The sequence below is a fragment of the Halomonas shantousis genome, assembly GCF_054654615.1.
On the sequence record NZ_BAAIER010000002.1, the window covers coordinates 2,922,246 to 2,936,221 of the forward strand.

General features: G+C 60.3%; 13 protein-coding genes. 3 read left to right on the forward strand and 10 right to left on the reverse strand.

The genetic code is table 11. From position 1 onward, the window contains the following. Nucleotides 1-86 precede the first annotated feature (86 nt). Together ACYQ12_RS13975 and ACYQ12_RS13980 are read left to right on the forward strand one after the other, a co-directional pair. Nucleotides 87-2,099, forward strand: a complete 2,013-nt coding sequence (locus tag ACYQ12_RS13975) for a methyl-accepting chemotaxis protein (protein ID WP_459872859.1) — start codon at nt 87-89, stop codon at nt 2,097-2,099. A gap of 129 nt (nt 2,100-2,228) precedes the next feature. Next, entirely contained in the window at nt 2,229-3,350 is a 1,122-nt protein-coding gene (locus tag ACYQ12_RS13980) for an aminotransferase class V-fold PLP-dependent enzyme (RefSeq protein WP_459872861.1), read from the forward strand. A gap of 111 nt (nt 3,351-3,461) precedes the next feature. On the opposite strand, the gene cyoE is transcribed toward ACYQ12_RS13980, so the two are convergent. The 5 genes from cyoE to cyoA are packed head-to-tail and all read right to left on the reverse strand — an operon-like array spanning nt 3,462 to nt 8,306. After that, nucleotides 3,462-4,391 (reverse strand): heme o synthase, encoded by a 930-nt coding sequence (cyoE, locus tag ACYQ12_RS13985; RefSeq protein WP_459872863.1) that lies wholly within the window; start codon nt 4,389-4,391, stop codon nt 3,462-3,464. 12 nt (nt 4,392-4,403) lie between these two features. Next, entirely contained in the window at nt 4,404-4,736 is a 333-nt protein-coding gene (locus ACYQ12_RS13990; RefSeq protein WP_459872865.1) for a cytochrome o ubiquinol oxidase subunit IV, read from the reverse strand. 1 nt (nt 4,737) lies between these two features. Continuing rightward, nucleotides 4,738-5,391: a cytochrome o ubiquinol oxidase subunit III gene (locus ACYQ12_RS13995; protein WP_459872867.1), complete on the reverse strand. Its 654-nt coding sequence runs from the start codon at nt 5,389-5,391 to the stop codon at nt 4,738-4,740. Further along, nucleotides 5,391-7,436, reverse strand: a complete 2,046-nt coding sequence (gene cyoB / locus ACYQ12_RS14000) for a cytochrome o ubiquinol oxidase subunit I (protein WP_459872869.1) — start codon at nt 7,434-7,436, stop codon at nt 5,391-5,393. The genes ACYQ12_RS13995 and cyoB overlap by 1 nt, the downstream gene beginning before the upstream one ends. Nucleotides 7,437-7,439: 3 nt before the next feature. Then, nucleotides 7,440-8,306 (reverse strand): ubiquinol oxidase subunit II, encoded by an 867-nt coding sequence (gene cyoA, locus ACYQ12_RS14005; protein ID WP_459872871.1) that lies wholly within the window; start codon nt 8,304-8,306, stop codon nt 7,440-7,442. A gap of 605 nt (nt 8,307-8,911) precedes the next feature. Between cyoA and ACYQ12_RS14010 the strand changes: the two genes are divergently transcribed. After that, a complete protein-coding gene (locus ACYQ12_RS14010; RefSeq protein ID WP_459872873.1) occupies nt 8,912-10,234 on the forward strand; it encodes an erythromycin esterase family protein in 1,323 nt (440 codons plus the stop codon). A 114-nt stretch (nt 10,235-10,348) separates the two neighbouring features. Here ACYQ12_RS14010 and ACYQ12_RS14015 read toward each other — a convergent pair whose 3' ends face one another. From ACYQ12_RS14015 to ACYQ12_RS14035, 5 genes are all read right to left on the reverse strand, one after another. After that, nucleotides 10,349-11,395: a coiled-coil domain-containing protein gene (locus ACYQ12_RS14015; protein WP_459872875.1), complete on the reverse strand. Its 1,047-nt coding sequence runs from the start codon at nt 11,393-11,395 to the stop codon at nt 10,349-10,351. Nucleotides 11,396-11,686: 291 nt separating this feature from the next. Next, nucleotides 11,687-12,412, reverse strand: a complete 726-nt coding sequence (locus ACYQ12_RS14020) for an RNA pseudouridine synthase (protein WP_459872877.1) — start codon at nt 12,410-12,412, stop codon at nt 11,687-11,689. 49 nt (nt 12,413-12,461) lie between these two features. Continuing rightward, nucleotides 12,462-13,136 (reverse strand): spermidine synthase, encoded by a 675-nt coding sequence (locus ACYQ12_RS14025; RefSeq protein WP_459872879.1) that lies wholly within the window; start codon nt 13,134-13,136, stop codon nt 12,462-12,464. Between the two features lie 208 nt (nt 13,137-13,344). Then, entirely contained in the window at nt 13,345-13,668 is a 324-nt protein-coding gene (locus ACYQ12_RS14030; protein ID WP_459872881.1) for a glutaredoxin family protein, read from the reverse strand. Nucleotides 13,669-13,769: 101 nt separating this feature from the next. Beyond that, nucleotides 13,770-13,964 carry a CsbD family protein gene (locus ACYQ12_RS14035; protein ID WP_459872883.1) on the reverse strand — a complete coding sequence of 65 codons (195 nt, stop codon included), beginning with the start codon at nt 13,962-13,964 and terminating at the stop codon, nt 13,770-13,772. Nucleotides 13,965-13,976: the final 12 nt, after the last annotated feature.

Sequence of the window (13,976 nt, forward strand, 5' to 3'; positions counted from 1 at the left end):
GTATTTAGAGAGCAGGACCGCAGCCCTACCGGTCATGGACGACTCGGCTCCTGCCGGAACCCGACGATACATCGCTAGGAAACGTCATGACACACCTCCTTCATCACATCTCCATCGGCAAGAAATTCATGCTGGCCCTGGCACTGCCCTTGCTGGCCATGGCGTACTTCGCCATCGACGGCATCGTGGAACGGCAACAGGTCGTCAGCGACATGCAGCGCCTTCAGGCACTGACCGTGCTGGCCCAGCAGGCAGGCGGACTGATTCACGAGATTCAGCGCGAGCGGGGTATGACAGCCGGCTTCCTGGGCAGCGAGGGGCGCACCTTCCGTAGCGAACTTTCCCAGCAGCGCACGGCCACCGACCGTCAGTTAACAGCCTTCCAGGACTACGCGGCCCGCCTCGACCACGCCTACCTGACCGCCGATCTGACGGCCCGTATGGAAACCGTGCGGTCGCAACTGGCCAGCCATGCCGCGCTGCGTCGGCGCGTCGATGAGCTGTCGATTCCCGCCTCTCAGGCCATCGCCCAGTACACCGCCTCCAACGCCGAACTGATGAATCTCGTCGGCGAACTGAGCCACGCCACTCGGCAGGCCGGCGTGTCAAGACGTCTTTCCGCTTACTACAACCTGCTGGAAGCCAAGGATCTCGCCGGAGTCGAGCGCGCCTTGCTCGCCAACGCCTTCAGCGCTGACCAGATTGCCCCGGCGTCATATCAGCGCTTCATGACCTTGATCGGCGAAGAGGCGGCCTTCCAGAAAAGTTTTCGTGCGTTGGGCACCGACACCATGCGCAAGCGTTTCGACGATGTCATGTCAGGTGCCGACATTGACCGGTTGGAGGCGCTGAGAGCACTGGTCATCGAAAAGGCCGACCAGGGCGGCTTTGGCGTCGACCCTCAGCAGTGGTTCGAATGGCAGACAGCCAAGATCGGGCATCTCAAGAGCGTGGAGGACGCTGTCGTCGCGGAGGTGCTGGCCACGGCGGAAGCGCTGGGTGACGAGGCGCGGCTCGACCTGCTTGTTTACGTGATCGTCGCGGCACTGGCCACGAGCCTGGCGATTCTGCTCGCCATCCTCATCGTGCGCGGCATCGTCCTGCCGCTCAAGCATACGCTGGAGGCGATCTCCCGCCGTGGCGGCGACCTGACCCAGCGACTGGCGGTGCCGGGCAGCGATGAGCTGTCACAGCTGTATCAGGTCTTCAATCTCTCTACGACCGATACCGAGCATCTGGTCGGCAACATTCGCCAGAGCGCCCTGTCGGTCGAGGTCGCCAGCGGTGAGATCGCACAGGGCAACCAGGACCTGGCCCAGCGCACCGAGGAGCAGTCCGCATCCCTGGTGGAAACCGCCTCGAGCATGGAGCAGATCACCTCGACCGTGCGCCAGACGGCGGACAACGCCCGTCAGGCACAGACCGTGTCCGAGCAGACCGTCACTCAGGCGCGCGAGGCCAATGAGGTCGCCGGCCAGGCGCGTGAGGCCATGCAACGTATCCTGGCCGACAATGAACGGGTCACGGCCATCATCGCCACCATCGACAGTATTGCCTTTCAGACCAACCTGCTGGCGCTGAATGCTTCGGTGGAAGCGGCGCGTGCCGGGGAAGAGGGCCGGGGCTTCGCCGTGGTCGCCACCGAGGTCCGCCAGCTGGCCAGCCGCAGCGCTGAAGAAGCCAAGCAGATCCGCGAGCTGATCGGCCACAACGTCCTCAGTGTCCAGGAGGGCAGCAAGCTGGTTTCCGCGACCAGCGACACCCTGGCCGCAATCTCCACGCACATCGATCAGGTCACCTCACTGGTCTCGGATATTGCCGCCGCCAGCCACGAACAGTCGGCCGGAATCGAGCAGATCAACCAGGCCGTGGCCCAGTTGGAGGAAGTCACCCAGCAGAACGCCGCCCTGGTCGAGCAGATCGCTGCCGCCAGCAAGTCGCTGGACGAGCAGGCCGTGGAAATGACGGGCATGATCGGCCAGTTCAAGGTCAGCGAGACTGCGGTGAGAGTGTCGGGCCCGGCATCCCGTTCGGATCGGGATGCCATGGCAGAGTCCGGGCCATCGTCGAGGCTTCGCTTGACCGGGGCGCTCTCCTGAGAGCAGGTCCTGTCCCGGCAACTGGCAGCATTCGTCATCACCTGCCGCAAAAGCCGGGATTCCTCTCTGGTCGCAGGGTCTGTCAGCGAATATCCTGAAGCCCTATATACGAACCTCACGGAGGCTGACATGCCTGGCTTACTGCCCAATGTGGACCCGGATGGGCTGCTTGAATACTCGGTGGTCTACACCGACCGCTCCCTGAACCATATGTCCCGCGCCTTTCAGGGCGTGATGCGAGACATTTCCAGCACGCTCAAGCGGGTCTACAACGCCGAAGCGGCGGTCATCGTGCCGGGCAGCGGTACCTTCGGCATGGAAGCCGTGGCACGGCAGTTCGCCACCGACAGAAAATGTCTGGTCATTCGCAACGGCTGGTTCAGCTATCGCTGGACGCAGATCTTCGACATGGGGCGCATTCCCGCCGAAGCCACCGTCCTGCAGGCACGTCCGGTCAGCGAAGAACGTCAGGCCCCCTTTGCGCCCGCCCCTATCGAAGACGTAGTGGCCACGATCCATGAGCAGCGCCCCGACCTGGTATTCGCCCCCCATGTCGAGACGGCTTCGGGCATGCTGTTGCCCGACAACTACCTGCGCCAGGTCGCCCAGGCGGTACATGACGTGGGCGGGATGTTCGTGCTCGACTGCATCGCCTCCGGCGCACTCTGGGTGGACATGCGCGACGTCGGGGTGGATATCCTGATCAGTGCGCCGCAGAAGGGATGGAGCGCCTCGCCCTGCTGCGCCATGGTGATGCTCAGTCCGTTGGCTCTGGAGCGTATCGAGTCCACCACCAGCACCAGCTTTGCCGCCGACCTGCGCAAATGGCTGGCGATCATGCAGGCCTATGAAAGTGGTGGCCATGCCTATCACGCCACCATGCCCACCGACGCATTGACCCGCCTGCGCGACATCATGCGGGAAACCGAGGCATACGGCTTCGCCGAGGTACGCGCCGAACAGCAACTGCTCGGTGACAAGGTGCGCGCCCTGCTCGAGGCCCAGGGGTTCAGGAGTGTCGCGGCGGTGGGCTATCAGGCACCGGGCGTGGTCGTCAGCTACACCGGCGACGATGCCATCGCCGCCAAATTCATGAATGTCGGTTTGCAGGTCGCCGCAGGCGTACCGCTCATGTGCGGCGAAGACGAGAACTTTCAGAGCTTTCGTATCGGACTGTTCGGACTGGACAAACTGAAGAACGTCGACCGCACGGTACAGAAGCTCGAGCAGGCGCTCAACGAGATAGGCTGAGCGTACCGGCTCTTCTCTCTGCTCCATGCAACGAAAGAAGCCCCGACAATCGTCGGGGCTTCTCGTATTGCACTGCCATGGGTGTTCTACAGAACGCGATCCCGTGGACCGTTACAGGCTCCAGGATGACTGCAGGAAGGCACCGACCTGCGGCTGTACGTCCGCCAGCAGCGCCATCGAAGAGGTCACCTGAAAGTCGACCGCCATCATCAGGCTCAGCGCCATGACCATGAGAATCGAGAAGCCGAACTGCTTCTTGGCCCAGACATTGTCATCCTGCATCTTCCAGGTGCCCGACAGAGCGCTGTAGAGCCAGTACAGACTCATCGAAGCGATGACGACGAAGTAGCCATAGCCGACATAGCCCGTCAGTGTCAGCGTCAGCGCCGTCACCATGAAGACCATGATATAGGCGACGATGGAACGCTTGGCCGCGGGAATGCCTTTCTTGACCGGCAACACCGGAATCGAGGCCGCCTGATAATCCTTGAAGCGGAAGATGGCGATGGCATAGGAGTGTGGCATCTGCCATAGACAGAACATCAACAGCAGGATCGCCCCTCCCATGTCGAACTGCCCGCTGGCGGCACAATAGCCAATGACCGGCGGCGTGGCACCGGACAGACTGCCCACCAGCGTGCCATAGACCGAACTACGCTTCAGATACAGGCTGTAGAGCACGACATAGACGAAGAACCCCAGTACCGCGAACTGGGCAGCCAACGGATTGGCTCCCCAATACAGCAGTGCGAAGCCCGCCAGGCCCAATACCGTGGCATAGACCAGGGCGACCCGTGGCGACACCAGGCCCTGAACCAGGGCCCGGTTACGGGTACGCTCCATCTTGACGTCGATATCGCGATCGATGACGTTGTTGAACACGCAGCCGGAAGCGATTACCAACGCGACCCCGGCCAGCGTGGCGAGAAACAGGGGGAGATCGAACTCCCCCCGGGCGGCCAGAAAGTAGCCGCCCGTCACGGAAATCAGATTACCGAAGATGATTCCCGGCTTGGTCAGGTTCAGATAGAGCTTGATCATCGCACCGCCCGCTTAGTCGAGCATCATAGTGTGGTTCAGGTTATGCATGATCCACAACGATCCGCCGATCACCAGAACCAGAATCTTCACCGTGAACACGAATGCAGTGAGATTCCAGCCTTCTTCGGCCTTGGTGTTCATGTGCAGGAACATGACCAGCTGCACGAGAAGCTGCAGCACGGCCGCGCCGACGATAGTGACCACCGTGGTCATCGGGCTGAACGCACCGCTCATGACCATGCCGAACGCAATCACGGTCAGGACGATGGATAGGACCAAGCCGACGACATAGGACTTGACGCTGCCGTGGCTGGCACCACCGTAGGTAGTATGTGAATCGCTCATGTCACATGGCCCCCATCAGGTAGACAAAGGTAAACACGCAGATCCAGACGATGTCCAGGAAGTGCCAGAACAGGCTCAGGCACATGATGCGCGGCCGGGTAATGTGATTCAGTCCCTTGGTCTGAAGCTGGATCAGCATTACCAGCATCCAGATCAGGCCGAAGGTCACGTGCAGACCGTGGGTACCCACCAGCGTGAAGAAGCCCGACAGGAAACCGCTGCGATCCGGTCCGAAGCCTTCCTCGATCAGGTGATGGAATTCATAGACTTCCATCCCCACGAAACCGGCACCAAGAACGAAGGTCAGGACCAGCCAGGCCTTGACCCGGCTGATGTGATTATCGTTCATGGCCAGCACGGCCAGACCATAGGTGAAACTACTGAAGAGTAGCAGGAAGGTTTCGACCAGGACGAACGGCAGTTCGAAGATATCTTCCGGCCCCGGGCCACCCGCCGTGCCATTGAGCATCACGGCATAGGTGGCGAACAGCGTCCCGAAGATAATCAGGTCGCTCATCAGATAGATCCAGAAGCCGAACACCTTCATGCTGCCGGGATCGTGATGGTCGTGCTGATGGGCCTGTATGTCGTGGTCACTGCCGTTGCCACGCCCCTCGCCCTGAACGATGCGGTTGCCAAGAGTATCTGTAGCCATTACGACTGCATCCCCATGTTGCTAGTCTGAGCGGTAACGTAACGGGAATCCGCCTCGATACGCTTGTTGCGGATGGCCGCCTCGATGCTTTCGTAGTGCTTGCGCTCGATACGCTCGACCTCGTCTGCCGGGACGTAGTAGTCCACGTCATCGTTGAAGATGCGCGCGAGGAAGCTGATGAATACACCTGCGGCACCGACGATCGCCAGCCACCAGATATGCCAGATCAGCGCGAAGCCCAGAACCGTTGCGAACAGGCTGATGATCGGCCCGGCCGCTGTATACCGGGGCATATGAATGTCCTGGTAAGGCGGTCTGGAGGTAATCACTTCACCGGCCTCCTTCATTTCCCAGAAGGCGTCGATCGACTTGACCTCAGGCAGGTGCGCGAAGTTGTAGAACGGCGCGGGAGATGAAGTCGACCATTCCAGCGTGCGGCCGTCCCACGGATCGCCGGTCACGTCACGCAGCGCTTCGCGATTGCGCAGACTGACCACGAACTGGACCACGGTGCAGATGATACCCAGCATGATGATGAAGGCGCCGATCAGCGACACGATCATCAACGGCTGCCATTCGGCATTCGCATAGGACTGCATGCGACGCACGGCGCCATAGAAGCTCAGTACATACAGCGGCGTGAACGTGACGAAGAAGCCGATGATCCAGCACCAGAAGGAGCGCTTGCCCCACTTCTCGTCCAGCTTGAAGCCGAACGCCTTGGGGAACCAGAAGGTCAGGCCCGCCAGCATGCCGAACACCACACCGCCGATGATGACGTTGTGGAAGTGCGCGATGACGAACAGGCTGTTATGCAGCACGAAGTTCGCCGCAGGCACCGCCAGCATCACACCCGTCATCCCACCGAGACTGAAGGTCACGATGAAACCCAGCGTCCACAGCACCGGCGAGGTGAACTGCACACGGCCACGGTACATGGTGAACAGCCAGTTGAAGATCTTCACCCCGGTGGGGATGGCGATGATCATCGTCGCGATGCCGAAGAAGGCATTGACGTTGGCCCCGGCCCCCATGGTGAAGAAGTGGTGCAGCCAGACGATGAAGGCCAAGAACGAGATCGCCATCGTCGCCCAGACCATGGTGTAGTAACCGAACAGACGCTTCTTGCTGAAGGTCGAGATGACTTCGGAGAACACACCGAACGCCGGCAGGATCAGGATGTACACCTCGGGATGGCCCCAGGCCCAGATGAGGTTGACGTACATCATCTGGTTGCCACCAAAGTCATTGGTGAAGAAGTGCATGCCGAAATAGCGATCCAGCGTCAGCAGGGCGATGGTCGCAGTCAGGATCGGGAAAGACGCGATGATCAGGATGTTGGCGCAGAACGACGTCCAGGTGAAGATCGGCATGCGGAACAGGGTCATGCCCTTGGTGCGCATCTTGAGGATCGTCACGAAGAAGTTGATACCGGTCAGGGTGGTACCTATCCCCGATATCTGCAGCGCCCATATCCAGTAATCGACCCCGACCCCGGGACTATACTCGATCCCCGAAAGTGGCGCGTAGGCCAGCCAGCCGGTCTTGGCGAACTCGCCGATGAACAGCGAGAGATTGACCAGAATCACGCCCGCCGCGAACAGCCAGAAGCTCAGGTTGTTCATGAACGGATACGCCACGTCGCGTGCGCCGATCTGCAGCGGCACGACCAGGTTCATCAGACCGATGACCATGGGCATGGCAACGAAGAAGATCATGATCACACCGTGCGCGGTGAAGATCTGGTCATAGTGCTCAGGCGGCAGATAGCCCTCCGCCCCGCCGGCCGCGATGGCCTGCTGCGAGCGCATCATGATGGCGTCGGCAAAGCCGCGGATCAGCATCACGAGGGAGACAAGGAAATACATGATGCCGAGTTTCTTGTGATCGACGGTGGTGATCCACTCCGTCCACAAGTAGCCCCAGCTCTTTTTATAGGTAATCCAACCGACGAGCCCGGCCATGATCACGGCCATGGCGGCGACCACCACCATGATGATCGGCTCGTGATAGGGGATGGAATCCCAACTAAGTTTTCCGAACATAGGTTACTCCGCTACCTCGGCGTTCATAGCCACGTTGTGTTCATCACCATGACCGCTTCCGTGCCCGTTGCCGGAACCGCTGTTCCGGAAACTCAGAATGATGTTCTGATAGAGGTCAGACGACACGTCCGAGAAATACTCGACCGGGTTGCCTTCGCTTGGCGCTGCGACCTGCTGGTATCCCTCATCGAAGGACAAGGATTTCGGTGACTGGCGGACCTTCTCCACCCAATCATCGAACCCCTCCTGAGAGGTCGCGTATGCCTTGAAGGTCATGTCCGCGAAGCCGGCACCACTATAGTTGGTGGAGCGCCCCGGATAGACACCCTCCTCCTCGGCAATCAGGTTCAGATCGTTGTCCATGCCCGCCATGGCATAGATCTGGCTGCCCAGGCGCGGAATCATGAGAGCATTCATGACCGAACCGGACGTCACATTGAAATGCACCGGCGTACCCGCGGGGAAAGCCACCTCGTTGATGGTAGCGATACCCTGCTCGGGATAGATGAACAGCCACTTCCAGTCGAGCGCGACAGCGTCGATCTCGATGGGCTCGGCATCGGACTCGATACGCTCCGCAGGATTGAGAGAGTGCGAGGTCTGCCAGGTGATGACGGCCAGGAAGGCGATAATCACCATGGGAACGAACCACACGATCGCTTCTATCAGGTTGGAATGCGCCCAGTTCGGCGTGTACTTGGCCTCGTAGTTGGAGTTGCGATAACGCCAGGCGAACACGAACGTCATCACGATGACCGGGATGACGACGATCATCATCAGCCAGAAGGAGGTTATTATCAGCGACTTTATCTCGCTACCGACTTCTCCCTTGGGATCCATCAGTGCCGCATCACAACCGCTCAGAAGCATGATCGATATCAAGGAAAAAAATCGGAGAAGAAAGGAATATTTCTTTCTCGGCATTTCACGTCCTCGTTGGGCATGGAGACAACCAGCGGCATGAACCCAAGCCAATAGTTCACAAGCTAATAGTTCACAAGCCAGAAAGAGCTATCGTTAACCCCGATAGCCCGATAGCTTTCTCAGGACGACAGAAGCGTCTCTTGGGAACTGTCGATGAGTGCTGGCATCAAACGACTACATTGCAGATATCAGGGCTGGTGGGCAGCACCTGAATCTTTGCCTTCCAGTAAGCCTGATTGCAAAGCGGGCAATTATTACCACTCGAATCAAAAATGCCGGAAGTGACGTTTTGCCGCAGGGGGGCGCGCACCGGCGACCCCATTGTGGCGACAATCCTTTTAAATCATAACATTGCAGAACTCCGTCTGTCGCTATGCGGCAATTGAAAATACGCGCACCGACGCCGACTTGTCGCTCCTCTCGAAGAACCCGACGTGAATGCCTCATGTCTTTCTGTCGGTCTACATTTCGCTACCGACCTCCTGCCCCGATCTGGCGCCCTTCAGCTAGAGTGACAAGCTACCCATGCATTGCCACAAGGAGGCAGGATCATGACGACACCTCTAGGCTGCGTATGCGACAACGCGACTCGTCTCGAGGGAGGTACAAGCGATTACGACCCGCTGCTGGAGCAGGTCGGCGAGCGCTCTCTGGTACTGCTCGGCGAGGCGTCACACGGTACCCGCGAATTCTACCGCATGCGTGGCGAAATCACTCGGCGGCTGATCGAGGAGAAGGGCTTCGAAGCGGTCATCGTCGAAGCCGACTGGCCTGACGCCCTGCGGCTGAATCGCTATGCCAGGAGTGAAAGCGACGACTCGCTGCTCCAGGCCTTCGAGGACTTCCAGCGCTTTCCCCAGTGGATGTGGCGCAACCACGAGGTTCGCGATTTCATCGCCTGGCTGTCGCAACACAACGCGCAGTGCGCACCCGAGCGGCAAGTGGGCTTTCACGGCCTGGACATCTATAGTCTGCATCGCTCGGCCGAAGCGGTCATCACTTATCTGGAGCGCATCGACCCCGAACAGGCCAGACTTGCCAGGGAAGGATACGCCTGCCTCGATCACCATGACGACCCGATCCAATATGGCCGCGAGGCCGCTTTCGGATTGCGCCCGCCCTGCGAGGATGCGGCGGTTTCACTGCTGGCCGACCTGATGAATCAAGCCGACCGCTATCTGCGGCAGGATGGTCAGCGTGCGGCCGATGAGCAGTTCTTTGCCGAACAGAACGCCCGCGTGGTGATCAATGCCGAATCCTACTATCGCGCCATGTTCGGCTCGCGGGTCGATACCTGGAATCTGCGCGACACCCACATGACTGACACGATTGCCGAACTGCGCCAGCACCTTCGCCGTCACGGCGGACAGGGCAAGGTCGTGGTATGGGCACACAACTCTCACCTGGGCGACGCCCGCAGCACCGAGATGGGCTGGGACCGTCACCAGCACAATATCGGTCAGTTGGTGCGTCAGCGTTTCGGGCATGACGAGACCCTACTGGTGGGCTTTACCACCCATACCGGCTATGTCTCCGCCGCTCACGACTGGGACGGCCCCGTCGAGCACCGCTGGGTACGCCCCTCCCTTCCGGGCAGTTACGAGCGGCTTTTTCATGACAGCGGCCTGGATCGCTTCTATTTACCGCTCGACAACGAACGCATGGCTCCCCTGGAGGAGCCCCTGCTGGAACGCGCCATCGGCGTGATCTACCGCCCCGACACGGAGCGCTGGAGCCATTACTTCCAGGCCTCGCTGCCCGGCCAGTTCGATGCCGTTTTTCACCTCGACGAAACGAGCGCTGTCGAGCCCTTCGATGCGGGAGAACTCTGGCGCCCGGAGAAGATCCCGGACACTTACCCATTCGGAGTCTAGAGGGCCATTCTCCCGTACCCCGCTCGGATGATCGTGGGCTCATCGATACGACCACAGCAAATCGCCCGCCGGATTCGGCGGGCGATTTGCCTCATGCGGTCAACACCGTTCGGGCTAGTTTGACGTGGCTTCATCCGCCTCGTTTGCTTCAGGCTGCCGGGCCTGCTGCGACTGGCCACTGCCTTGCTGACCACCGCTCTGCTGGCCGCCTTGTGAGTTGCCTTCGGTATTGCCACCCGCCGCGCTGGCGCCTTCCGCTCCACTCTGAGCCTGCGCACGTGCCGACTCGACGCTGTCGGAGAGTTCGGACAAGGCTTCCTGCATGGAGGCGATGCCAGAGAGTTCCTGCTGAACGTTCTCGATGCGGCTCTGCAATTCACCCAGTTGCTGCATGCGAGTCTGAATCCGACTCTCCAGTTCGCTTAGGCGCTGCTCAGCGGCCTGGATATCCGAGTTGATCGCGTCCTGGCGCTGCTGCGCGTCTTCCAGCGCCTGCTGGACCTGATCGAGATTCTCCTGGGCCGTTACCGTCTGGCCTTCAAGATCGGCAAGTTCCGACTGGCGCGACTGAACCTCCGACTCGAGCGTCTGGAGCTGCTGTTCCCGAATTCCGATTCTTTCCTGGAGCGCAGCATGTCGCCCTTCGGCTTCGGCAGCCCTGTCCTGGACGCTTTGCAATTCCTCCTCGGCGGCATTTAACTGCTCTCGGGCCGACTGGGCCTGGCCAGTGAGTTCCTCGAGCCTCGCTTCGGCATCGCTGATCTGGCTCTGTAGCGCCTGAAGGCGCTCGCCTCGCTCCTGGAGCTGGCTTTCCATATCGCCGAGCCGATTCTCGGCATCACTGATCTGGGCCTGCAGTTGGGAGAGATGTGCTTCTGCCTGCTTGATGTCGTCCTGAAGGGCGGCACTCGCCTGCTGCGCCTGTTCGACGCTGGAGTAGGCCTGCTCGAATGCGGCATTGCGATTGATCAATGCCTGGTTATCGCTTTCGAGCGTGGTGATCCGCTCCTGCAGCGTCGCCCGCTCGGCGTCCCACTCCTCCTGTCGTGAGCTGGAACTGGATTCCACGAAAATGGCGATGATCACGGCAATGACGGCAATGACGACGACTGCTCGTACCCGGTTGTCCTTGAATGGCTGGTTCGACGAGGATTCGGCCATGTATTTCTCCTTTGATTCCACTGCGTCTCGTGTCGTCGGTCCCGGCGCGCCACCGCGAGCAAGGCGAAACGGACAACAGGCGCAGGGAAGCGAGCGTCCCTCGTGTTTCAGCCTGCTGCCATCGGCTCGTTCGCTTTGTACGCCGTCGTTTCATCTCCCTGAACCGAGGCATGTCGATCTCGATATCGTGCGTGGCGCTTCGCTTTCCCTCTATTGACCATAGTGCGCCTGGGGCAGGGTTCAAGTTGAGCTATCTCACGCAATAGTCGGCATATCGGTGATCGCGGCGGCCTAGAAACGCCCATCGGGACGCAGGTAGCGCCATTCTCCAGGGGCCAGGCCCGCCAGCGGTACTCGCCCGATGCGAATACGCTTCATCGACAACACGTCAAGACCGACGCTTTCACACATATGCGTGATCTGCCCGGGGCGCGGCCCTACCAAGGCGAAACGCAGCCGATTATCACTCTGCCAGCTGACCTTGGCCGGTGGCAGAACGAGGCCCTTGAAACGCATCCCGTGGTGAAGACGTTCCAGCTCTTCTGCCGTCAGCGTCCCCTCGACCTCGACGATGATCTCCTGCTCGATACGTGCGATATCCTCCCGGAAGCGCCGCAGGATGCGGGGCTCCTGAGTGAAGACGGCCAGCCCGCTGATGCCTTCGTCCAACGGCGCCGCCAGACTCAGGCGGGAGAAGTGAGCCCTGAGTGGGCGTATGCCAGAGGAATCGTTTGCCTCATGGCTGTCAGGAGTGATCAACCGTCTGGCCAGGGCGGCATCGTCTTCGCCATCGTGCCCGGGAGGCTGATGCAACAGCAATGTCACCGGCCTGATCGGTTCCAGCCGCGCCTCAGCGGCGAGTTCGACTCGCTGCTCGTCAGCGACCTTGAACTGCGGCTCCTCCACGATCCGGCCCTCGACCTTCACCCAGCCGCCGGCAATGTACTGTTCGGCCTCGCGACGTGAACAAGGCAACTGCGCGGCCAGGCGCTTGGAAAGGCGAATGGGTTCCGACATGATGGGACTCGGGATAGAAGTGGGAAAGTAAAGAGAAAACCCGGCAGGCCTACCAGGCCAACCAGATCATGTGGCGGGCCCCCTTGCCGGGCCGGTGCGCTCGGACCTCTCTCTCTTCGACGCTGAAACCGACCCGGCGCAGGCGTTCGGTAAACGCCGGATCGCGCCCCGCCGACCAGAACGCCAGCATGCCATCCGGGCGCAGAGCCTTCTGCGCAGCCTCGAGACCGCGAGGCGAGTAGATCCAGTCGTTCTCCTTGCGGGTCAGCCCCTCGGGGCCATTGTCGACATCAAGCATGATGGCATCGAAGGCCTGCGTCTCGCTGCGCAGCAAGGCACCCACATCGTCTACCCGTACCGTCGTGCGGGCATCGTTGAGCGGATAACCGGATGCCATGCCCAGCGGCCCACGGTTCCACTCCACCACCTCGGGCACCAGCTCCGCTACCACTACCTCGGCATCGGCCCCCAGGCTCTTCAACGCCGCGGCCAGCGTGAATCCCATGCCGAGCCCGCCGATCAACACTCGCGCCTGCGAGCGGTCCTTGACCGCTTCGCAGGCCAGTTCGGCCAGGGCGTCTTCCGAACCATGCAAGCGGCTATTCATCAATTCGCCGGTTTTGCCGGCGATCTTGATCGAGAATTCATCGTTGCGCTGCAACAGACGCAACTCACTGCCCTGACCGGGAATGGTGGCAGTACCTATCAGTTCGAACTTCGCCATGGACGTCTCGGCCGGCAATCAGCGCACTTGAGAATGCAGGAAAACCGGCATGTTACGTGCTTGTACGTCGTTGCACCATGGTTATTGCCGCTCCGGATGCCTACCGCAGCGAGGGAAAATGGGCGCTGACGCAGGATTACCTGCTAGAAGGTATTCGGTGATGAACCTGGCATGCCGGACTCGGTGTGGATGGAACGGGAAGTCACCATCAGCGCGAAGGCTCGAACCGTCGGCGCAGATAACGATTGATGTCCTCGGACTCGTACATCCATTCCACATGACCGTCGTCATGGGTGATCTGCAGGCAAGGCACCATGCCACGCCCACCACCGTTGATCAGCTCGCGACGGTACTGAGGCTGCTGACCGAGATCGCGCAGTTCTATCGGCAGCTTCAGTCGCTCGATCTCTCGCCGAACCTTGATGCAGAATGGACAGAAGTTGGTCTGATACAACGCCAGCGACTGGCATTGCTTATCCACGTCAGCCTGCGCCTCGGGTGAACGCTTCACCGAATTCGAATTCGCAAACATATCCATCACCACGGTTGGTTTCAGTGAAGCCATACGCAAGGATACGCATTGCCCGACAGCTCGTGCCGGGCAATCGGCATAGGCTTATCGCCCCTGGCGGGTTAGCTGTCGTTTTTTCCCGACTTCAGCGTATCCTTGAGATCGCCCTTGGTCTGCTTGGCGTGGCCCTGAGTGTTCTGCGCCTTGCCTTCCGTCTCGGTATCCCGATCCTTGGTCGCTCTGCCGACGGCCTCCTTGGCCTTGCCCGCCGCCTTGTCGATCATGCCTTCGGACTTATCGGTCTTGGAATCTTTCATGATGCCTCCATG